Consider the following 21,191-nt stretch of genomic DNA (forward strand, 5'->3'; position numbering starts at 1 on the left):
GGCCGGGCGGGGTGCCCGGCCGCACCCGCCCGGTCACATGTCCCAGCAGTCGCCGCTGGACGAGCCGTTGAGGGCGCTGCAGACGAAACCCGACTCCGGGCGCTGGGCGCCGGCGATGATGTCGAGCTGGTCGTCGGCCAGCTCCACGGCGGCGGCCGGGAGATCGGCGATCTGGATGTTCTTCCGCACCGAAGTGCTCCTCTCTGATCCCGTCGCCAGAGGTTCCGGCGACAGGACGACAGTGGCAGCGGGCACTTGGCCGGAGCTTGGAGCCGACTAAGGAACGGCCGCTTGGACACTTGGAACGAAGGGATGATCACGAACAAGGTCAGCGGCGGTGTTGATGTTGCCCCGTTGTTGTGGACACCTGAGTGCTTGGGACGATGTGTACCGGGAGGAGTTCACAAGTGCCGATGTCACGTCCGCCGTACCCGCCGGAGTTCCGGCGGCAGATGGTGGAGTTGGTCCGCGCCGGCCGGACGCCGGAGGAACCGGCCAAGGAGTTCGAGCCGACCGCGTAGTCCATCTGTAACTGCGGGGTTCAGGCTGAGCGCGGTGAGGGCCGCCGCGAGGACGGTCACACCAGCGCCGAGAAGCAGGAGCTGGTCCGGCTGCGGCGGGAGGTCCGTCAGCTGCGCGAAGAGCGGGAGATCCTGAAGAAGGCCGCGTGTCGGGCGCAAGCGGAATATACGTCGCTGTCGTTGGCCCAGCGGTGCAGGTCAGCGGGCATCCACACGTCGGCCGGGACTGTCGCCGACTGCTTCGACAACGCCGTGACTGAGAGCTTCTTCGCAACGCTGGAGGCCGAGTTGCTCGACCGGCATCACTTCGCCACTCGCGCCCAGGCCAAGGCCGCCTGCTTCGACTTCATCGAAGGGTTCTACAACCCCCGCCGGCGTCACTCGACGCTGGGCATGCTCAGCCCCGCCGAATACGCAGAGACGGCGAGCATGGCCCCTTTGTCGAGGAGAAGGAGCTGCTTGTGCGCCGGGTCGGCGACCTGGCGCTGGGCCGCCTCGTTGAGGGCGAGTGCGTCGGTGACGCGGGTCCCCTTCAGAAAAGGTTGTACGTGCGGGCCCCGGCTGCGGTCACCTCGTGGTCCTCACTGCGAGCTTTCTCATGACTCTCGGCGAGCACCGCGTCAGCCTGTTCGAACCTCCCGAGTCGCATCAGGGCATCGCCCAGCAGCAGGCGGCTCTCCACGCTGTGATCTTCCTGACGCAGACCGTCCAGCAGCCGTACCACCTGCTGGAAGTCCTGTCCCCGCCGGGCGCGGGCGGCGGCGCGGGTCAGCAGGACGGGATCCGCCGCGCCCGTGACCTCTAATTTCCAGGTGGCGATCTGAAGGGATCGTTTGAGCGGCGGGCACCATGGGCCTCGATCCGCTGTGCATGGCGTAGCAGGACGGCCCGCCTGCTCAGACCCGGAAGGTGGGCACGCAGTGTCTCGCCGTACAGCGGATGGGCCGGCCGAATGCTCGCCCGCCGTCCGTTCGAGGCACTTCGCACGAGGCCAGTACGTTCCAGCTCGGACACGACCGCCAGGTCCGCTTCAGCCTCGGCGTCGGACAGCGACACCGGCTCGCACAACGCGAGCAAGTCCAAGACAGGACGCCCTCGTGCTCCGGCCCTGGACAAATCCGCGTGGAGCGATTCTGTCAGCCGCAATCTGAGAGTCTCGTCCGATCAAGCGCCATGTATTCACCTGCTGGCGTTCCCCCATGGATCCGCCTCCACTCGAGTTCGCTGATCACGTGCGGATCATCCGGTGCGTCGGCGGGAAGGTCCTGGTCCGCTCTGACGGGCCTGGGAGAGCCCGGCCCGCCCTCGGGCCGGGAGATGGCTGCGCCACAGGCTCGGCTGCGGGTCTCCCTGTTAGAGGACGGGGTGGTTGCTGACGAGGACACCGCACGGGTCGCGGCGGCGCTTGATCTCCCGTAGGCGGCCCAGGATGTCGGGGGGGAACGCGAAAGCGGCCGATTCGCCGTGGCTGAGGAAGGTGAAGGGCTTGCGGCCGCTGGTGTATGGCTCCACCGCCCGGGCCATGGACGCCTGGCGCTCCTGGATGGCCTCTTCCATTCCGGGGGCGGCGAGCACGCCGAGCAGGAAGAGCAGGTACGGCTCCTCGATGTGGCCGCAGGCCCCGCCGTTCTCGCTCACCTGGGCGAGCGCCCCGCCGAGGTGGCGGATCTGCACGTAGGCGAGCGGCGCAATGGTGCCGGGGCCGGCGGCGGCCAGCAGAGCTGCGGCGGCGGCGTCGAGCCCCGTCAGCAGTTCGCCGTGGAACATGGCGGCGTTCGGTTCGGTCGGCTCGGCGCAGATGTCGGCGAGGTTGGCGACCGGCATCCGGGTCCGGGTGTCGAGGATCGGGCCGTCGATGCGGTCGAACCGGTGGAGCAGCTCCCGCGCTTGGTCCGGGCCGCCCAGGTAGGTGACGTCGATCGTCACGGCGGACAGGCCACGCAGCGGCTCGGGCAGCTCGGGGAAGGGCGGGAACTGCAGGAGGTGGAACCATACGGTGAGCTCCTCGGGGGCCTCGGCGGTGGTCGCACGGAAGGCGGCCAGCACCTCCTCGGCCCGTCTGGCCGGCCAGATGATCCGGCCGCCGTACAGCTCGGGCGCCGGGTGGAGGTCGAACTCCATCGCGGTCACCACGGCGAAGTCGCCGCCGCCCCCGCGCAGCGCCCAGAACAGCTCGGGGTCGCTGTCGGCCGTGACGGTCGCCTGGTCGCCTGCGGCGTCCACGATCTCGAAGGAGCGGACGCTGTTGGCCGCGAAACCGTACTTGCGGCCGAACCAGCTGAGCCCGCCCCCCAGCGTGAAGCCGGTGGCGCTGACGGCCGAGGTGCTGCCGGCCAGTGCGGTCAGGCCGTGCTCGCTGGTGGCTGTCAGGACCTCGCTCCAGGAGACGCCGGCCTCCACCCGGGCGACCCGGTCCTGTGGGCGGACCTGGAGGCCCTGCAGCGCGCCGGTCCGCAGCAAGATGGCGTCGTCGAAGGCCGCCGGGGCGTGGCCGTTCGGCTGGGTGGCGACGGACAGCCCGGCGATCTCCGCGTAGCTGACCACGGCCGCGACGTCGTGGGCGTCATCCGCCTCCACCACCGCCGCGACCCGCTGGTTTACGGCGGAGTCCCAGGGGCGGCGGGCCTCGTCGAACCCTTTGTCGCCGTGCACCCGCACCCGGCCGCGCACCACCCGGCGAAGGTCGGCGCCCAGCGCAGTGATCCCGTTCACGTGTCCTCCCTGGTGGATGTTCCATTGCGTGGCTCCACCGTGGACCAGGGCTTTTGGTCAGGGGCTGGAGGCGGATTGGACAGCCTTCCAAGCCGGGACAAGTGGACCGTTCCGGGACCGGTCGCATGACCTTTATGCTTCTGATGCGTTAGATGGGGAGGGTCATGGGCTCGCTGTTCTTCCGCCTTTTCGGTCCCTTCGAAGTCAGTGACAAGGCGGGGCGGACCCTCGACATCGGGCCCCGGATGCAGCGGGCGGTCTTGGCGCTCCTGGCTCTGAATCCGGGGAGGGTGGTCTCGCTCGATCGGCTGATCGACGAGCTGTGGGCGGATCAGCCCCCGTCGAGTGCCACCACAACGCTCCAGGTGTACATCTCCAACCTCCGCAAGGTGCTTGAGCCCGGCCGGCAGCGGCGGACACCCCCCAAGGTGCTGCTCACACGCGAACCCGGTTACCAGTTGGCCGTCGCTCCCGATCAGGTGGACCTGGTCCGCTTCACCACCTCGGTGGAAGACGGGCGCAAGGCGCTGGCCCGGCGCGAGTACGGCAAGGTTCTCGAGGTGCTGGACCAGGCGCTGGGCATGTGGCGGGGCGAGCCTCTGGCCGAGTTCTCCGCCTATGAGTTCGCCCAGCCGGTCATCGCGCGTCTCGCCGAGTTCCGCGCGGTTGCCGTTGAGGACCGGTTCGAGGCCAGGCTCGCGCTGGGCGACAGCCTCTCATGCGTGGCCGACCTGGAGCGGCTCGTCGAGGCGTATCCGTTCCGCGAGCGGCTGTGGGGCCTGCTGGTGCTCGCGCTTTACCGGTCGGGCAGGCAGACCGACGCCCTCGGGGCACTGCGCAGAGCGCGCGCCCTGCTGGCCGAGGAGATGGGGCTCGAGCCGGGGCCGGAGCTGCGGCGGCTGGAGCAGGCCGTCCTGGAGCAGTCCGCGGACCTGGACGTCTCGTCGCCCGTGCTCTCGGAGGTGTCACCGACGCTGACTCTCACTGCGGACCGCCGGCACATCACACGGGCCCGTGCTGATGCCCCCATCGCGCGGGACGAACAGCTTGGCCGGCTTGCCGAACGTTTCAGTGCCCTGCGGCAGGGGCGTGGTGGAGTGCTGTCGCTGACCGGAGAGGCGGGTGTCGGCAAGACCCACCTGGCCCGGCTCGCGGCCGCGGAGGCCGAGAGCCAGGGAATTACCGTGGTGTGGGGCCGCTGCGTGGAAGCGGAGGCGGCGCCGCCGTTCTGGCCCTGGTTGCAGGCATTGCGCGAGCTGGGAGAGCGGGGCCGGGTTGCCGCCCGGCTCATGGCGGGTGAGGGCACCGACACGACCGCCGACCCCGGGAGGGCGCTGTTCGAGCTGTATGAGCATGTCCTGTCCGCGCTGACCGGTGTGGGAACCCCGACGATGCTCATCCTGGACGACCTGCACTCGGCCGACGCGTCCTCGCTCCGGCTCCTCACCTTCCTGGCGTCCGAGTTGCACCGCAGGCCGATACTCGTCCTGGCCACTCTGCGGCCAGAGCCGGGGAGAGAGCCGGAGCAGCTGGGCGACACCCTTGCCGCCCTGGTGCGGGAGCCGGGAACCGAGCTTGTGCCGCTTCCTCCTTTCACGTTGCGTGACGTACGTGCGTTTCTCGAACCGCGCGGCGTGACCGACCCGGCGTTCGCCCGAATTCTCTATGAGAGAACCGGGGGCAATCCGTTCTACCTGGTCGAGCTGCTGAGACTGTTGGGCAGCGAGCACCGGCTCGACTCCGTCTCATCCGGCATCCCGCAAGGAGTCCGGGAGGTGATCGGCCGGCGTGTGTCCCGGCTGCCGGATCAGACCCGCGAACTGCTCGGCCAGTGCGCCGTACTGGGGCGGGACGTGAGTCTCGATGCGTTGACGGCCCTTGCCGGGGTGCCGGCCGAACAGGTGATGTCGGCGCTTGAGCCTGCCGTCGCCACAGGGGTGCTGATCGAGACGGTCGGCGGCTTCGACTACCGCTTCTCGCATGCCCTGGTTCGTGACGCGCTCTATGCGGGTCTCAGCCGCCTTGAGAAGGCCAGGCTGCACCTGAGCGCGGGACAGGCGTTGGAAGGTCTTCCCGGTGGGGACAATGCCTCTCTCCTGCCGATCCTGGCCCATCATTTCGCCATGGGCGCGCGGGTCGGGGGAGCCGACAAGGCCGTGGAGTACGCGGCCAGGGCGGCTCGGCAGGCGACGGCCCAGCGCGCCTATGACGAGGCCGTGGAGCTGTGGGACAAGGCGTTGCTCGCCCTCGGACAGCGCGACCCGGCCAGGCGCTGCCGGCTGCTGATCGAGCTGGGCCGGGCGCTGCGCGTCATCGGGGACGTGGATCGCGGCCGCATGGTTCTCGACGAGGCGATCGAGCTGGCGGCGGAGATCGGCGACAAGACGGCGGTCGTCGAGGCGGTCACCGTGTTCGGTGGCCACAGCGTCTGGATGTGGCGTCCCTACGGAGTCGTGGAGGAGCGCAGGGTCGCCCTCCTGGAGAACCTGCTGAAGGAACCGCTGGACGACCCCGAGCGCGCCGCGCTGCTCGGCACGCTCGGCCTGGAACTGTACTACGGGCCGCGCCGCGCCGAGGGCGAACGGCTGGCGGCCGAGGCCGTGCAGATCGCCCGGCGAGTGGGCGATCCGGCGCTGCTCTTCCGGGTCCTCAACAACTACGCGCTCGCCACCCGGGTTTGCGGGCGTGAGAAGGAGCAGCGCAGCGCCGCAGACGAGATGCTGGGTCTGCCGGGCCTGCCCGCGGCCGCGCAGATCGTGGCCCTCACCATCCGCATGTCCCACCTGCTGAAGGACGGCGAGTTCGCCGACTGGCAGCGTGACCGCCTGCGCGTCGAACAGTTGGCGCAGGAGGTCCGGCGGCCGGAGTTGACCGCGATGATGTGGACCGCGGAGGCCGCCTACGCCACCCTGCACGGCCGGTGGGCCGAGGCGGAGCGTCTCGTGCTCGAAGCGGACGAGCTTCTCAGCAGGTGGTGGATAGTCATACGTGACTTCGTGAGGTTCTGCACGATCTTCACCTGCCGCAGGGCGCAGGGCCGCGTCATGGACATCGCGGAGGAGTTGATCGCGCGGGCGGCCGAGCCCGACATGTACCCGCTGCGCCCCCTCGCCGTCCTCGCCGCTCTGGATGTCGGCGACCCGGATCGGGCTCGCGAGCTGATGGGCCGCTGGGGCACGGACGTCCGCGACGACTGGTTGGCCGAGTTCCACTTCGTAGTGTGGGGATATGTGGCGGTCGAGCTGGGCGCACCCGACCTTGCGGAGCTGTACCGCAGGCTCTCGCCGCACGGCGACCGGTTGGTGGATGCGGGCAGCGGTCAAATCGTGAGCTGGGGCTCGACGCACCAGGTGCTGGCGAAACTGGCGGCGGCGATGGGTGACCGGGAGCGGGCCCTCGACCACGCCCGGCGGGCCCACGAGATTCATCTGCGCCTGGGCCTGGACTACTGGGCAGGCCAGAGCCGACAGCTCCTGACTCGACTGGGCGCGTCACCGCACGCCTGATACCTGCCCGAGCAGCTGACAGAGGCCAGGTCTTTCGAGCTTACGGATCAACGTCGGTGGGGATCGCGTCAGCGAGCCTGCGGACGGATGCCGAGTCGCCCACTCTCAACCTGGTACCTTCCGGCCAAGCCGTTCGGTAAGACGTTTCAGTCCTCCCCCGGCACATTCGCCACCTCAGACGTAGACTTTAGGCCCAAAATCGAGCTGGCACTCCATGCAGGCAGATCGCTCGTTGGGCCTCCAGGTTCCGATGTCGGCAAAGCCTTGAGAGGGGGCGTCAGAATGTCATCCACTTGGATAAGGGGATATTGTCCCAGACTTCCATCGCCCACTCGCGGATGAGGAAGAGTCGGCCGGCTGATGACAACGTCGCCTGCCCGCTGCACACGCATCACGAGCCCGAGGTCCGTCGATAGAGGGTTCCCGTCGTGCGTGTAGCGCAGGTCCAGTCCGTTTGCCGACGTGTGATCCCAGATCCACTGCTCCATTTTGGAAGGCACGTGTCCGACCAGCGCCACACCCTCCAGGGTGACTTGAGGACCGTTGAGCGCATCGACCGCGACACACGCCAGCTGCGCCGACTCGGTGTAGTACGCCGGCGATCGATAGTCGTCACCGCCCCGCTCGCCCCAGCAATCCACTTCTCCGTCGCAGGCCACCGATTCACCTGAACGGTAGGCACACAGAGCACCAGCATCCTGACTTGTTCACGGTCGTCCTCGTCACTTCTGCGGGTGCCGAGGGCCGGGGAACGCCGCGCAGACGAGCAGTTCCCGTATCTTGGGCACGTCGCGGTACGGCTCCAGCCGTTCGAGGACAACGGCCACTCGGCCGGCGGTGCGGTCGCTGGCTACGTCCGGCGACAGGTCGAACAGGCGGCCGTCGAGTTGCATTGGCACCGTCGAGGCGTTGGCGCGATCAGGAAGTCTGCCTGAAATTTACAGCGGTGTCCGTCACGGACCAGCGGTTCGAGCAAGTCGTCTCCCTTTCTGTTGACGCACTCCCGCCTTCTCTCTAGCGTGAGGCCTCCGTGAGTGATCGGCATTCATTTGTTAGCGCTAACAACGTGCACAAGTGAAAGTTCGACCCAGCAATTTAGATCTAGTGATGGGACATCTCATGGCACTGAGCATGGCGTCTGATGGTTACTCATCAGGACCATCGCGGAGCATCCGGTCGTTGCGCCAGTTGCTGATCGCCCTTGTGTTGACCGCGCTCACCGCAGTGGCAGCCCTCGTCCCCACGCCGTCGGCCAATGCCGCCACCAGCCAATTCCGAGGCATGAACTGGGCCGTGCTGGGTGACAATTTCAGCACCGGCACGCTCGTCGTGCAGGGCCTGAGCCAGTCCGACAGCAACGCGACAGTACGGGCCAAGGCCAACGCGCTCTACGACCACATGGAATACGTCATGGGGGTCAACACCGTCCGGTTGCCTATCAACACCCACACTGTGGCCAACACGACCTGGTGGAACTCCTACCGCGGCGCCATCGACGCCGCCACCGACCGTGGATTCAAGGTCATCCTGGCCTATTGGGAGGACGGCGCAGCCTCCGGCGGCAGGATCACGAACCTCGCCGCATGGAACTCGATGTGGTCCACCGTGACCAACACGTACGGCTCGAACAGCAACGTCTACTTCGAGCCGATGAACGAGCCGCACGGCTACTCATCGGCGGAATGGCGCAACGTAGCAGCGAACTGGCTCAGCACTCACACCTCGGCGGTGCCTGGCCGGGTGCTCATCGGCGGTACCGGCTTCAGCCAGGACCTCCGGGACATCTGCAACGACAGCCGCTTCAACTCGACGCTGCTGTCCTTCCACTACTACGCCTTCTTCTACAGCGCGATGACCTACGACGCCTTCCGAAGCCACATTCAGACGCTTTTGGGCAACTGCGCCTCCCGCGCGATCGCGACGGAATTCGGCGCGCCGATGTCCACCGGCCTCAACTACGGCGACGCGAACAGCACCGACAACTTCGTGCGCTACCTCCGCGCCATGGCCCAGGTCATGCGTGACAACCAGATGGGCGGCACCTACTGGCCCGCCCTCGGCGGCAAGCCGACCGGAAGCCTCGGCTACGACCACTACTCGATGTACGCCCTCGGCGGCAGCGGCACCAACCTCACCTTGACCATCCGCAACCAATCCGGCGCCGACCGGATCCGCTACGGCTGGGGCGACACCGTCCGCGACTCCACCCCTTCGCCGCAGCCGGAAACGTTCTACAGGATCGATGCGCGCCACAGCGGCAAGGCCATGGACGTCCAACAGGCGAACACCAACAACGGTGCGCGCGTCGACCAGTACACCTACGGCGGCAACCCATGGCAGCAGTGGCAGTTCCAGGACGCCGGCAGCGGCTACTGGCGCATCGTCAGCCGCCACAGCGGGAAGTGTCTTGATGTGGTGGGCGCTTCAACCGCCGACGGTGCCGAGCTCATCCAGTACACCTGTGGCAGCGGCACCAATCAGCAGTTCCAGATGGTCGCCAACGGCAGCTACTTTCAGCTCCGGGCGCGACACAGCGGCAAATGCGTGGACGTACCGTCCGCATCGACCGCGGATGGCGTGATCCTCAAGCAGTATCCGTGCAACACCGGCGCCAACCAGCAGTGGTCGCGCACGGCCGTCTAACGGTCGTCTCGACGTAACCGCGGATCCGCGGTACATCCCTCCCCGGTGCCGATCTCGTGCTGTGCGCTCGGTGCCGGGGATCCGGATTGCGGCGTTGTGTGGTCGGCCCGAGGTGCGGTGTCGGTCCTGCCACCGGTCGTCTCCCCGGGTCGCCGTCCCAAATCGGACGTGCGATCCTCACCACCGCGCGGCGGAGGCAGTCCACGAGATCGGGGCTGCGGGCCGGAAAGGCGGCCTGGAGATCCGGCCTCTGCTGTCTGACCACCCTCACCCGGACACCCCCAGCGGCACCGCGTCCCCCTATAGGGGAACCGGCATCCTGGCCGCAGGCGGCCACCAGCTCGGCCTCCGGGGGACGCCGGATCGTCCTGGAAGCCGTCCTGGACCAGGACGTCTGTGAATCCCAAGTCGGGGGCCCGCCGTGGACACTGGAGCGGCAGTGGGGCCCCACCCCCTGGGGGCGGCCGAGGCTGCAGCGGACCGCCGACCGGGTCGAGCAGCTCGCTGAAGACGTCGCTGCGTGGCTCGCCAAGGCGGCTGCGAACAGCCAGAAGCAGGCTGAAGGCTAGTTGAGACCCTGTTGGGCGCGGGCACGATCGGCCCGACCGGGACGAACCGTACCAGGATGCCGGATGGTCCGGGAATGGAGACATTCGTGGGGCACGGTGACGGTTCGCAGCTGAGCTTTTCTCCCTGTCGGCCAACGATGATCCCGCGGGCATGACCCTGGGGTACCTCGGGCCACGGTTCACGGCCAGCCACCGCGGCAGGCGTCTGTTTCTCCTTCCTAGCCGACGGCTCCGACGCGACCAGCGGCCGTTGGAGAACGCGTTGCACAGCAGTCTCGGCAGGAGAACCATTCTCGCGCGAGTCGACGGGACCCTCTCTTATGCGTCTGATGACAGGCGCCACTGACCAGGTCAGCCCTCCCCGCCCCAGCGTCTGATCGTCATGCCACGGGTGTGGGCTACCACCGTCGGTCCCCTACGGGGGCCAGCTCGCGGCGGATGCCGGGGACGCACCACGCCGAGCCGAAAGCGCTGCGCCGGATCAGCCTCGATCCTGGCGCATGGACAAGATCACCCGAGCGGCACTCGTCCTGCTTCACCGCAAGCACAACTGGATCATTTCGGCATCACAGCGTGGTCTTCGCTTACTGCGAACAGCTCACTGTGTATACGGACTGCAATATTCCATTGTCCGAAATGTCGACGGCTAGGGCAGTCTGAAATTTCAGCGTCTAGCCGGCCGGGATGCGACCCACGCCTACACAGAACGTGCGCACTACCACGGCGAATCAGCCCTTTCCGGGGTCACCTTGCTACGTATCGCATTACTCGCAATATTGCGCCTTTGACACAGCTGCTCACTGGGCGATACCTGTATATGGAACACAGGAAGGACGCAAAGCCCCTCGCCGCATTCGGACCACGATGGCGTTGATTTGTGCCGCTTTCCGAAATGTCGCGGCCGTTTTGGTCGGCCGCTTTGACCCGGGTAATCGAGGAGGAAAGATGGGTTGCAAAAGAAGAGTCGCCGAGAAAGCCGACTCCGGCGCCCTGTGGCGCATGCCGGCGTGGCTGACCGCCGTGGTCGGACTGCTGACAAGCCTGGTGGCGACGTCGTCACCGGCTACGGCGGCCGACCTGCCGTACGGGCCGTACACCTGCGCGAGCGGGTACGTGTGGCGGGATGCCTACGCGGGCGACCAGGTCTGCGTGACGCCGGCGATCCGCACTCAGACCGCGACGGAGAACGCGCTGGGCCCGTCGCGCCGGGAGCCGAACGGCGGCCCCTACGGACCCGACACATGCAAGCAGGGATACGTCTGGCGTGAGACGCGGCCCTCGGACCACGTCTGCGTGCCGTCGGCGAGCCGCGACCAGGCATACAGCGACAACTCCAACGCCGTCCTGCGACTGGCGGACCCGGGCGCGACGCCGCACGGCGGGGTCAGCATCTCCACCTCGCTCAACCAGCTCGGTGGCCGCCTGTACGCCAACGGCAGCGGGCTCACGCCCAACGGCACAGTGATGTTCTCCGCGGTCGGGATCGGCACGACCGCGCCGTTTGGGCTGGGTACGCGCACCGCCGACGCCTCCGGCAATTTGCCGGGATGGCAGTACGTCGCGGACGTCTGGTGCCGCAGCTACCAGACCGGGCCGGCCACCATCGTGGTCCTCGACGTGAAGACGGGCCTCGTCACCACCGCGGGCACCACGACCGCGTTCCTCCACTGCGGCTATTGAGCCCGCACGACGTCACGAGCACGACCAGCGCGTACGGGCGGGCATGGCACCTTCCACGGTGCCGTGTCCGCTGCGCTGCGCTGCGCTGCGCTGCGCCAGCTTTCAGGTCGTACGAGCCGGTCTCCGCCGGGTCCCCGGGGGTCGGCATCGGCGCTGCGTGCCGGCGGCCGGAGCGCGGGTGGCGTTCGCGAGTCGTGCCCGGCAACGTGCGATGCGAGCGTCAGACCACCGACCTTCGCCAAGGAGATCTCGTGCGTCACAGACTGGCAGCCCTGCTGATCCTCGCCGCGTCCGTCTTCGTCCCGGCCGTGGCCTCGGCGGCGCCCGCGAACGCCTCGACCCTCTAGATGGTTCACTCCAACCTGCCCTACTCGATCTGCATCTCGTTCGGGCAGTCGGGCTACCAGAACGGCAGATGGAGCACCTGGCGGTGCAGCACGCACCAGCCGCAGAACGATCCTTGGAACCCCGCCTACGACCTGTGGGCGTACGTGAACTGACCGGCCGTGATCGCTGACCTATGCGGGCGGTGCCGCGGTCTGATCGGGGAAGGCCACAGCGGGCTGCACTGGTAACGCAGGCGTCACCGCCCTGCTATGTCATGCTCAGTAATCAAAAAATTACGGTGAGCACTACATCGGAGTGGTGAGTACCGCAACGTCGTTGCGCTCTGCCGGGGTGCAGATCTCTCGGTCGAAGAGCGGACGGCCGCATGACCGAAGGCCGGTGATGCGAGGCGAACCGCACCGTTGGCGGGCCCCCGTGATCTTCCGGGACACCAACAAGTGCGACACCTATTCCGGTGGCACGTTGTCCAAGACCACGGGGGAGAACGCCACCGTGAACGGCGGCGTCGATCTCGGGGTGGTGCACGTGTCGGCGCAGTCGGGCTGGAACAGCTCCTCGTCCGTGAGCTGGACCATCCACAAGAAGACCCGGATCTGCGGCAATTCACCGTTGGGCTGGGCCCAATCCGCCTCGCGTATCGCCGAAGCGCACACGTACTGACAACCGGCCGATCGGGGTAAGGAGTTCCGTCATGCGTGCCCTCACTCGTCTCATCCTGCCGGTCGCCATGGTCGCGGCCATGGTTTCCGGATGCGCGGGTGAGGGCCCGCGCCTGTATCTCAACAAGACACCCGAATCCGACGAGGACGTCACGATCGGCGTCGTGCTGCCCGACACCGTGGCCCATCGGCCGTACTCCCTGGGAGGCTGGGTGATGTGCCTCGACCGGCCCGGTTCGGTCACCATCGACAAGGTCGATCTGCTCGACCCGAGTGGCGGCATCGTCCTGCAGGCGTTCTCCTCCCGGCGGCAGAGCCGTACGCGTGGCATGCTCGGCGAGGAGGAGCGGCCCTTGACCGAACTCGGCTTCCCGGCCCGCAGCCCCGCCGTCACCACGATCTGCGGGAAGGACCGGGACGACATCCTCCGCACGGAGCTCGGCCTGCAGTACGGGAAGACCGGCGACGCCACCGCGCGGGCCGCGGGCGTCCGCGTCTTCTACACCTCGGCGGGCCGGCGGCACACCGTCGACTTCGCCCTGGACGTGCGGCTGTGCGCTCCCGACGACATGGACACCAAGCAGTGCAGGGACATGTACAAGGAGCTCCGGAGCGAAAGCAAGGGCGACGAATAGCCGCCCTTCGCCGTCCGGTTCGACCAGGCGTCGCCTACCTCGCCCGGCAAAGCCAGTGAACGAAAGAGCCTCCGTAAAGGCTGCGGCACGGGCATGGCCTGGTGCAGCGCGAGCTACCGGCCGACCGTCGCGGCACTCTTGAATCGCCGGTTTCCTTACTCGATGGCCTCACCCCCGTATCGGCCCCGCCCAGCATCGCGTCCCGATTCGCCGGGCAGACCATCATTGTCGTGGGGCGCGCAGCCGACGCCATCACCGCCGAACTCGCCGCCCTCACCGTGCAGATCACAGGGACGCGTACGACATCAGCCGATATGGCCGTCGTCGCACCCGCCGCGAGCAGGAGCTCCCCGACGACGATCGCCTTCGTCAGCGGCGAAGCCCTCGACCGCCCACAGAGGTGGCCCGAAGTTGTTGAAGCTCATGGTCATGGTGAGGCACGCCGACAAGGCCTCCCCTTGCAGCCGGTCCGCCCCGAAGGCTTCCTCATGCCTGCTACCCACCACGTTTCACTGCATGGGCACCTCGCGCCGAGGCTTACGGGGGGCGCTCGGCGCTCCTGAACCCGGGCCGCTGCTCATTGCGCGGGTGAAGATCTTCTCGCGCCATCCCGGTGGCGGCGGCCCCGGCTGTGCCACTGCCGATACATCACGACGCTCAACCTCTCCGCTCGGTCCACAGCGCCAGCAGCACGTTCTGGCCTTGCGGGAGCGGCAGAGTGAGCCCGTGAAGCTGGCACGTGTATCGCAGACCTGAGGTCGAGGTTCAACCGGGCGCGGGATCGGATGGTTTTAGGGCTGCCTGAGGTTGCTAACGGCTACGTGATCGGGTTCAAACCACGAACGCCGCGCTAACGAACGAACAAGGGCCTGATCGCTGTCTCCAGCGATCAGGCCCTTGACCTGCAACTACCTGGTCGGGGTGGCGGGATTTGAACCCACGGCCTCTTCGTCCCGAACGAAGCGCGCTGCCAAGCTGCGCTACACCCCGGTCGCTTGGACTTTCCGTCCTGCGCCTCGGCAAGTCTAGCGGACTTTGCGGCTACTTGTGTCATCCGGCACGACGGGGCGGCGGGGGACGAGCGTCAGCAGGGTCGCCTCGGGCGGGCAGGCGAAGCGCGCGGGCGCGTACGGCGAGGTGCCGAGCCCGGCCGAGACGTGCAGCCAGGCGCTCTCGTGCCTGCTCAGCCCCTTGACGCGGGCGCGGTCGATGCCGCAGTTGGTCACCAGGGCGCCGTAGAACGGGATGCACAGCTGCCCGCCGTGGGTGTGCCCGGCCAGCAGCAACTGATACCCGTCCTGGGCGAAGCGGGACATGTTGCGCGGCTCGGGCGAGTGCATGACGCCGAGCCGCAGGTCGGCGTCCACAGGAGCCTGGCCGGCGATCTCGTCGTACCGGTCCCGGTCGATGTGCGAGTCGTGGATGCCGCCCACGTGGACGTCGAGGTCGGCCACCTTGAGGCGGGCCGTCGTGTTGTTCATGTCCAGCCAGCCGGCCTCCCGCATCGCGGCGCCCAGTTCGGCCCACGGCAGGTTCGGCACGTGCTGCCGGGAGTCCCCCTTGGACGTACGCCACAGGTAGCGGGCGGGGTTCTTCGGCCGGGGGGCGTAGAGGTCGTTGGAGCCGTAGACGAACAGGCCCGGCCGGTCGAGCAGCGGCTCCACGGCGTACATGTACGACTCGACCGCGTCGGGGTGCGCCAGCGTGTCGCCGGTGTTCACGACGAGGTCGGGGTCGAGCGAGGCCAGCGAGCGCACCCACGTGATCAGCCGGTGGCGCCGAGGCGTGAGATGCAGGTCGGAGATCTGCAGGATCCGCACCGGCCGCTGGCCCGGAGCCAGGACGGGGACGTCGAACCGGCGCAGCCGGAACCAGTTCCGCTCGATCACCGAGGCGTAGCCGACACCGGCCACGCCGAGGCCGAGGATGGACAGGGGAATCGCGGCTGCTTTCCTCACACAGCCATGATGCCCGACGTACGGCCCGCCTCCCGCATAACCTGGCGAAGACCGGGGCCCGGGCACGGCAAGATGGACGCATGAGTGCGTTGAAGGACAAGCTGAAGGCCGACCTCGCGGCCTCGATGAAGGCCCGTGACGAGGTACGGGTCCGGACCATCCGGATGGCTCTGGCCGCCGTCAACGTCGAGGAGGTCGCCGGCAAGGAGGCCCGCGAGCTCTCCGACGACGAGGTGATCAAGGTGCTGACCCGCGAGGCCAAGAAGCGACGGGAGGCCTCCGAGGCGTTCGCGGGCGCCGGGCGGGCCGAGCAGGCCCAGGCGGAGCTGGACGAGCAGGCGGTCCTGGAGGAGTACCTTCCCGCCCAGTTGAGCGACGACGAGCTGAACGCGCTCGTCGACGAGGCGATCGCCGAGAGCGGCGCGCAGGGCCCCAAGGCCATGGGCCAGGTCATGAAGATCCTGAACCCGAAGGTCGCGGGCCGCGCCGAGGGCGGCCGTGTCGCCCAGGCCGTACGCGCACGTCTGTCCGCCTGACGGCCGCGGGAGTCCGGCTCTAGACCGGAAACGGCGTGGCGTCCGGCCGTCGGGCCCGCCGCCGCGGCCCGCCGGTGAGCCGAGGCCGGAAACGCCGATGGGCCGCTCCCCGGCGAGAGGAGCGGCCCATCGGGAAAAGGATCATCCGAACGGGTCGAAGGGCGCGTCGCCGCCACCGGGGCCACCGCCGTTGCCGCCGCCACGGCCGTTGCCGGGACCGCCGCCATGGTCGTTGCCGCGACCGTCGCCACCGGCACCGTCGCCGCCGCCCCGGTCGGACTTCGGCTTCGGCGGGGGAGCGCACTGGTGGGCGCAGCCGCCGAACCTCGACATGTCCGGCTTGACGAACGACGAGGCTTCGACGCCCTTGAGCGCCGACAGGAAGGTCGCCTTCCAGATCGGGCCCGGGATGCTGGCGCCGAAGACCGAGCCGTACGACCGGCCGCCGATGACGCGGTTGCTCAGCGGGTAGCGGACCGGGCCGCGCGGGTCGCCGAGGCTGACCGCGCCCGCCAGGTCGGGGGTGAAACCGGCGAACCAGACGGTGCGGGAGACGTCGCCCGTACCGGTCTTGCCGGCCGCGTCCCTGCCGATGCCGCCGACACCGGACATGGTGCCCTTGGTGAACACGCCCGACAGGATGCTCGTGGCCGCGTCGGCGACCTCCTCCTCGACGACCTGCTTGCACTCGGGCTTGAACGAGGTCACCTTGTTGAAGCGGTCGGTGATCTCGGTGATGGCCATCGGCGCGCAGTACTTGCCGCGGGCGCCCAGCGTCGCGTACGCCGTGGCGACGGTGACCGGGTCCATCTCGTTGAAGCCGAGCGTGAACGGCTCGAACTCCTGGAGCTTGCCGCCGTCGGCGCGCTTGATGCCGAAGTCCTTGGCGGTCTTCACGACGTCGCAGAGGCCGACCTTCTGCTCAAGGGTGAGGAAGAAGGTGTTCACCGAGCCCCACGTGCCGGTCTGCAGGGTCAGGAACCCGCCGTGGCCCTCCGCGTTGTGCAGCGGGGTCTTGATGTCGCCCACGGAGTTGCCCTTGCAGTCCTTGAACGCGGAGTAGCTGGGCGCCGTGTAGGTGCTGCCGACGTTGAAGCCGTCGTTGAACTTATAGCCTTCCTTCAGCGCCGTCACCAGCGTGAACATCTTGAAGGTCGACCCGGCCTGGAAGCCCGTGCCGCCGCCGTGGAGCGCGTCCGCGACGACGTTGATCGACATCTCGTTCTTCTTTTTGCTGGTGCCGAACTTCCGGCTGGAGGCCATCGCCTTGATGGCTCCGGTGCCGGGCTCGACGAGCGCCTCGGAGGCGACCGGCTTGTCGCTCGGGAAGACGTACTTCTTGATGGCCTTCTCTGCGGCCTTCTGCATCTTCCGGCTCAGCGTGGTCCTGATCGTCAGGCCGCCGCGGGCCAGGAAGTCCTGCCGGGCCTTCTTGGTCTTGCCGAACTGCTCGTCGTTGAGGATCTCGTTCCGTACGTACAGGCAGAAGTACGGGTAGTCGCTCTCCTCGCAGCCGCCGGGGATCTCCTTGTCCTTCCACCCCAGCTTCTTCTTCTTGGCCGCGTCGCGCTCGGCTTCGGTGATGATGTGCAGCTCGGCCATGCGGTCGAGCACGACGTTGCGCCGGGCCAGCAGCCGGTCACGGAAGGTCTTCCCCCGGTTGGGGTCGGTGGCGTTCGGGTCCTGGACGGCTCCCGCCAGCGTGGCGGCCTCGCTCAGGTTCAGCTCGGAGGCGTGCTTGCCGAAGAACCGCTTGGACGCCGCCTCGATGCCGTACGCGCTGGCGCCGAAGTAGGCGATGTTGAGATAGCGGTTGAGGATCTCGTCCTTGCTGTACTTCTGCTCGATCCCCATCGCGTAGCGGATCTCGTTGAGCTTGCGCCCGACGGTCGGCGCGACGGCGGCGGCCTTCTCCTCTTCGGTCTCCGCCTTGTTGTACAGGACCTGCTTCACGTACTGCTGGGTGATGGACGAGCCGCCCTGCGTCACCCCGCCCGTGGTGATGTTCCTGACCAGTGCGCGGGTCGTGCCCTCGACGTCGAGCGGGCCGTGCTGGTAGAAGCGGAAGTCCTCGATCGCCACGATCGCCTTACGCATGATCGGCGCGATGCGGTCCATCGGGACCGATTCCCGGTTCTCGAAGTAGAACTGGGCGAACTGCTTGCCGTCCGCGTCGAGCAGGACCGTTTTCTCGGGCAGCGGCGGTTCGTTGAGGTCCGCCGGCTTGAGGCTCAGGGTCTCGATGCTCGACTTGACCGTCACGCCGGCCCCGCCCACGGCGGGTAGTGCAATCGCCGCCGCCAGCACTCCCGCGACGCCCGCGGCGCCGACGAGGCGCAGAGCCGCACCTGTCCGGGATGCCAGAGTTTTGCCGTGAGCTTGCACGGATCCAAGGGTACGTCCGTTTGGTGACTCTCCCGGCATCGACCTCACGGGTCGGCATTACCCCCTCGCGGGGGGGACTAGTCATTCCCGGCCACATGGCCTGACATGACCATGCACGAATTTGGTCCCCCCGGGGTATGTCGGTTCGATCGTTTCCTTGCGTACTTTCTCCTCTGCGGCTACTGCAACCAGGAGGCCCGACGCCCGCGCCCGTCGGCCGAAACGACGACTGACCACCTAAGGGGAGTGGGGTCGAACATGTGGATCACGGATTGGACCTCCCGTGCCGCCTGCCGGGGTGCGGATCCTGACGCGCTCTTCGTGCAAGGCGCCGCCCAGAACCGGGCCAAGCTCATCTGCCGTGGATGCCCCGTCCGTACCGAATGCCTCGCCGATGCGCTGGACAACCGCATCGAGTTCGGGGTGTGGGGCGGGATGACGGAGAGGGAACGGCGCGCGCTGCTCAGGCGCAGGCCGGACGTGGAGTCCTGGCGCGACCTGCTGGAGTCCGCCAAGGAAGAGTACGAGCGGACCAACGAGCTGATCGCCGGCTGAGCCCGGCGCGGCGTCCCGCGGCGAAGCGGGACGCCGGATGTCACGCTTTCAGGACGCGAGGAGTTGCCCGATCTGGCGTAGTCCCGCCAGATCGTGCACGTCCTCGGGCATCGCGGGCACCTGCGCGATGGGCACCGTCGGATGGGCCGAGGTGAAGTGCTCCTGCTGGCGCTGCTCCCGCGAGGCGAGCTGCATCCTTCCGGCGTGCAACCGCAGCACGGCCGCGGTCAGCTCGTGCTCGCCCCTGGCGTCCAGGTCCTCGGCGGCCGCGGAGCTGCGCGCCGCCGACAGCGACGGCGCCAGCGGCCGGTGCACGCGGTTGACGACGAGCCCGGCCAGCGGCATGCGCTCGTCGGCCAGCCGCTCCACGAAGTAGGACGCCTCGCGCATCGCGTCGCGCTCGGGCGCGGCGACGACGACGAACGCCGTGCCGGGTGCCTGGAGCAGCCGGTACGTCTGCTCGGCGCGCTGGCGGAACCCGCCGAACACCGCGTCGAGCGCGGTGACGAACATCTGGATGTCCCGGAGCACCTGGGCCCCGATCACCTTGGTCAGGATGCCCGCGACCATTCCGAAGCCGGCGTTGAGCAGCTTGAACGCGCTGCGCCCGCCGGCCTTGGCCGGGGCGGTGAGGATGCGGATGAGCCTGCCGTCCAGGAACCGGCCGAGGCGCTCGGGGGCGTCGAGGAAATCGAGCGCCGACCGCGACGGCGGGGTGTCCACCACGATCAGGTCCCACTCGTTCGAGCGGCGCAACTGGCCCAGCTTCTCCATGGCCATGTACTCCTGCGTGCCGGAGAAGCTCGACGACAACGACTGGTAGAAGGGGTTCGTCAGGATCTGCTGGGCGCGCTCGGGATCGGCGTGGGCCTCGATGATCTCGTCGAAGGTCCGCTTCATGTCGAGCATCATCGCGTGCAGTTCGCCGCCGGCCTCTCCGGCGCCGTCCACGCCGTGTACGCGCCTCGGGGTGTTGTCGAGCTCGGTCAGGCCCATCGCCTGGGCCAGCCGCCTGGCGGGGTCCACGGTCAGGACGACCACCGAGCGGCCCCGCTCGGCGGCGCGCAGCCCGAGGGCCGCGGCCGTCGTGGTCTTGCCGACACCGCCCGAGCCGCAGCACACGATGATCCGGGTGTCCGGGTCATCCAAGATCGCGTCGATGTCCAGCGCGGGCGCCGTCCTGGTCACAGCTCAGCCTCTCACTCGGTCGAAGGGTCACGCCGCGCACAGTTCACGCGACACACTGGGCGCGCAGGGCGTCGGCCAGTTCGTAGAGCCCGGCCAGGTCCGCGCCGTCGGGCAGCAGCGGCAGGTCGTAGCGGGGCACGCCGGCCTCCTCCAGCGCGACGCGCTCGCGCTTTTCCAGCTCGGTCCGCAGGGCGTGCTCGCACACCTCCCGGGCGAGCGCCTCTGCGACCGCGGAGGCGTCGGCCCTGCCGTCCGTCAGCCCGGCCGCCTTGAGGCCGAGCGCGAGTTCGGCGGAGTCGAAGCGTCCCTGGCAGGCCGCCTCCAGCACGCCCTCGGGCAGCCCGGCGGGACGCACCATGTTGACGAACACGCCGCCCACCGGCAGACCGGTCGTCCGCAGTTCCTCGATCCCGTCCAGCGTCTCCTGGACGGGCATCTCCTCCAGGAGCGTCACGAAGTGGACGGCCGTCTCCGGGGAGGCGAGGACGCCCCGCACCAGGTCGGCGTGGTTCTTGATGGGCCCGACCCGGGCCAGCCCGGCGACCTCCTGCGTCACGTTCAGGAAGCGGGAGATCCGGCCGGTCGGGGGCGCGTCCATGACGACCGCGTCGTACACCCTCCGGCCCAGCTTGTCGCGGCGCCGTACGGCCTCGCTGGTCTTGCCGGTGACCAGGACGTCCCGCAGGCCGGGGGCGATGGTCGTGGCGAAGTCGACCACGCCCATGCGGGTCAGCGCCTTGCCCACGCGCTTGATGCCGTAGAACATCTCGAGGTATTCGAGCATGGCCTCTTCGGGGTCGACGGCCAGCGCGTACACGTCCCCGCCGCCGGGCGCCACGGCGATCTTGCGCTCCTCGTACGGCAGCGGCGGCAGGTCGAACGCCTGGGCGATGCCCTGCCGTCCCTCGACCTCGACGAGCAGCACCTTGCGCCCGCCCGCCGCGAGGGCCAGCGCGAGCGCGGCGGCGACCGTCGTCTTCCCGGTGCCGCCCTTGCCGCTCACCACGTGCAGGCGCACGCCGTCCCAGTCGGTGTCACGGGCCTCCCCGTTGCTCCCGCCGCGACTGCTGGTCGGCTGACTCACCGTGCCTCCTCCGGACGGCCGGCGAGATCGCGTGCGCGGGTCGTCGCGCGGTGGTTCCCGTCGGCGTGCCTGCTCCACTCGCCCACGTGAGGAAGGCTACCCAAGGGTTACCTGCCGATTCGCGGGGGTCGTCCCGAGCCGGAACCCGAGGTACGGCTTACGCGTCGATTGGGTAAGGGTTCGCCAATGGGCGTTTGCCCAATCCGGTCGAC

General features: G+C 68.5%; 16 protein-coding genes, 1 tRNA gene and 1 pseudogene. 10 read left to right on the forward strand and 8 right to left on the reverse strand.

The annotated features are described in order from the left end of the window. Window positions 1-33: 33 nt before the first annotated feature. Complete coding sequence (locus IL992_RS05180; protein WP_193202133.1) at window positions 34-189, reverse strand: hypothetical protein; 156 nt, start codon at window positions 187-189, stop codon at window positions 34-36. 512 nt (window positions 190-701) lie between these two features. Here IL992_RS05180 and IL992_RS48880 point away from each other — a divergent pair. Further along, a pseudogene (locus IL992_RS48880) lies at window positions 702-926 on the forward strand (integrase core domain-containing protein); the annotation flags it as partial. 193 nt (window positions 927-1,119) lie between these two features. Then, on the forward strand, window positions 1,120-1,326 hold the full coding sequence (locus IL992_RS47520) for a hypothetical protein (RefSeq protein WP_264294911.1): 207 nt from the start codon (window positions 1,120-1,122) through the stop codon (window positions 1,324-1,326). 548 nt (window positions 1,327-1,874) lie between these two features. Here IL992_RS47520 and IL992_RS05195 read toward each other — a convergent pair. After that, a complete protein-coding gene (locus tag IL992_RS05195) occupies window positions 1,875-3,233 on the reverse strand; it encodes an FAD-binding oxidoreductase (protein WP_319018354.1) in 1,359 nt (452 codons plus the stop codon). 152 nt (window positions 3,234-3,385) lie between these two features. On the opposite strand from IL992_RS05195, the gene IL992_RS05200 reads away from it, so the two are divergent. Then, the gene (locus IL992_RS05200; RefSeq protein WP_193202135.1) at window positions 3,386-6,739 is read left to right on the forward strand and encodes an AfsR/SARP family transcriptional regulator; all 3,354 of its coding nucleotides are present in this window, start codon (window positions 3,386-3,388) and stop codon (window positions 6,737-6,739) included. Window positions 6,740-7,461: 722 nt separating this feature from the next. On the opposite strand, the gene IL992_RS05205 is transcribed toward IL992_RS05200, so the two are convergent. Beyond that, window positions 7,462-7,638: a hypothetical protein gene (locus IL992_RS05205; protein ID WP_193202136.1), complete on the reverse strand. Its 177-nt coding sequence runs from the start codon at window positions 7,636-7,638 to the stop codon at window positions 7,462-7,464. 280 nt (window positions 7,639-7,918) lie between these two features. Here IL992_RS05205 and IL992_RS05210 point away from each other — a divergent pair, with 280 nt between their 5' ends. The 5 genes from IL992_RS05210 (at window position 7,919) to IL992_RS05230 (ending at window position 13,273) form a co-directional block, all read left to right on the forward strand. Next, the gene (locus IL992_RS05210; RefSeq protein ID WP_226872320.1) at window positions 7,919-9,382 is read left to right on the forward strand and encodes an RICIN domain-containing protein; all 1,464 of its coding nucleotides are present in this window, start codon (window positions 7,919-7,921) and stop codon (window positions 9,380-9,382) included. Between the two features lie 1,514 nt (window positions 9,383-10,896). Continuing rightward, complete coding sequence (locus IL992_RS05215; protein WP_193202137.1) at window positions 10,897-11,631, forward strand: hypothetical protein; 735 nt, start codon at window positions 10,897-10,899, stop codon at window positions 11,629-11,631. A gap of 347 nt (window positions 11,632-11,978) precedes the next feature. Continuing rightward, a complete protein-coding gene (locus IL992_RS05220) occupies window positions 11,979-12,131 on the forward strand; it encodes a hypothetical protein (RefSeq protein ID WP_193202138.1) in 153 nt (50 codons plus the stop codon). A 262-nt stretch (window positions 12,132-12,393) separates the two neighbouring features. After that, the gene (locus IL992_RS05225) at window positions 12,394-12,639 is read left to right on the forward strand and encodes a hypothetical protein (RefSeq protein ID WP_193202139.1); all 246 of its coding nucleotides are present in this window, start codon (window positions 12,394-12,396) and stop codon (window positions 12,637-12,639) included. A 31-nt stretch (window positions 12,640-12,670) separates the two neighbouring features. After that, window positions 12,671-13,273: a hypothetical protein gene (locus tag IL992_RS05230; RefSeq protein ID WP_193202140.1), complete on the forward strand. Its 603-nt coding sequence runs from the start codon at window positions 12,671-12,673 to the stop codon at window positions 13,271-13,273. Between the two features lie 913 nt (window positions 13,274-14,186). Here the strand turns inward: IL992_RS05230 and IL992_RS05235 are convergent. Both IL992_RS05235 and IL992_RS05240 read right to left on the reverse strand, forming a co-directional pair. Then, window positions 14,187-14,263: transfer RNA gene (locus IL992_RS05235), tRNA-Pro, on the reverse strand. Between the two features lie 35 nt (window positions 14,264-14,298). Then, window positions 14,299-15,231 (reverse strand): metallophosphoesterase, encoded by a 933-nt coding sequence (locus IL992_RS05240; RefSeq protein WP_193202141.1) that lies wholly within the window; start codon window positions 15,229-15,231, stop codon window positions 14,299-14,301. An 80-nt stretch (window positions 15,232-15,311) separates the two neighbouring features. On the opposite strand from IL992_RS05240, the gene IL992_RS05245 reads away from it, so the two are divergent. Continuing rightward, window positions 15,312-15,767, forward strand: a complete 456-nt coding sequence (locus tag IL992_RS05245) for a GatB/YqeY domain-containing protein (RefSeq protein WP_193202142.1) — start codon at window positions 15,312-15,314, stop codon at window positions 15,765-15,767. A 141-nt stretch (window positions 15,768-15,908) separates the two neighbouring features. Here the strand turns inward: IL992_RS05245 and IL992_RS05250 are convergent, their stop codons facing one another. Next, window positions 15,909-18,044 carry a transglycosylase domain-containing protein gene (locus IL992_RS05250; protein WP_319018355.1) on the reverse strand — a complete coding sequence of 712 codons (2,136 nt, stop codon included), beginning with the start codon at window positions 18,042-18,044 and terminating at the stop codon, window positions 15,909-15,911. A gap of 366 nt (window positions 18,045-18,410) precedes the next feature. Between IL992_RS05250 and IL992_RS05255 the strand changes: the two genes are divergently transcribed. Beyond that, entirely contained in the window at window positions 18,411-18,707 is a 297-nt protein-coding gene (locus IL992_RS05255; protein WP_030506755.1) for a WhiB family transcriptional regulator, read from the forward strand. 48 nt (window positions 18,708-18,755) lie between these two features. On the opposite strand, the gene IL992_RS05260 is transcribed toward IL992_RS05255, so the two are convergent. Then, window positions 18,756-19,895: an ArsA family ATPase gene (locus IL992_RS05260; protein WP_079313710.1), complete on the reverse strand. Its 1,140-nt coding sequence runs from the start codon at window positions 19,893-19,895 to the stop codon at window positions 18,756-18,758. A 43-nt stretch (window positions 19,896-19,938) separates the two neighbouring features. Then, window positions 19,939-20,979, reverse strand: a complete 1,041-nt coding sequence (locus IL992_RS05265; RefSeq protein WP_193202143.1) for an ArsA family ATPase — start codon at window positions 20,977-20,979, stop codon at window positions 19,939-19,941. Between the last annotated feature and the right edge of the window lie 212 nt (window positions 20,980-21,191).

Source organism: Microbispora sitophila, from assembly GCF_014892245.1.
In the GTDB taxonomy this organism is placed as follows: Bacteria; Actinomycetota; Actinomycetes; order Streptosporangiales; family Streptosporangiaceae; genus Microbispora; species Microbispora siamensis.

Excerpts from the sequence above, each read along its gene's own strand:
- IL992_RS47520 (WP_264294911.1), top strand. The coding sequence starts at position 1,120 with ATGACTCTCGGCGAGCACCGCGTCAGCCTGTTCGAACCTCCCGAGTCG.
- IL992_RS05200 (WP_193202135.1), top strand. The coding sequence starts at position 3,386 with ATGGGGAGGGTCATGGGCTCGCTGTTCTTCCGCCTTTTCGGTCCCTTC.
- IL992_RS05215 (WP_193202137.1), top strand. The coding sequence starts at position 10,897 with ATGGGTTGCAAAAGAAGAGTCGCCGAGAAAGCCGACTCCGGCGCCCTG.
- IL992_RS05220 (WP_193202138.1), top strand. The coding sequence starts at position 11,979 with ATGGTTCACTCCAACCTGCCCTACTCGATCTGCATCTCGTTCGGGCAG.
- IL992_RS05230 (WP_193202140.1), top strand. The coding sequence starts at position 12,671 with ATGCGTGCCCTCACTCGTCTCATCCTGCCGGTCGCCATGGTCGCGGCC.
- IL992_RS05245 (WP_193202142.1), top strand. The coding sequence starts at position 15,312 with ATGAGTGCGTTGAAGGACAAGCTGAAGGCCGACCTCGCGGCCTCGATG.
- IL992_RS05255 (WP_030506755.1), top strand. The coding sequence starts at position 18,411 with ATGTGGATCACGGATTGGACCTCCCGTGCCGCCTGCCGGGGTGCGGAT.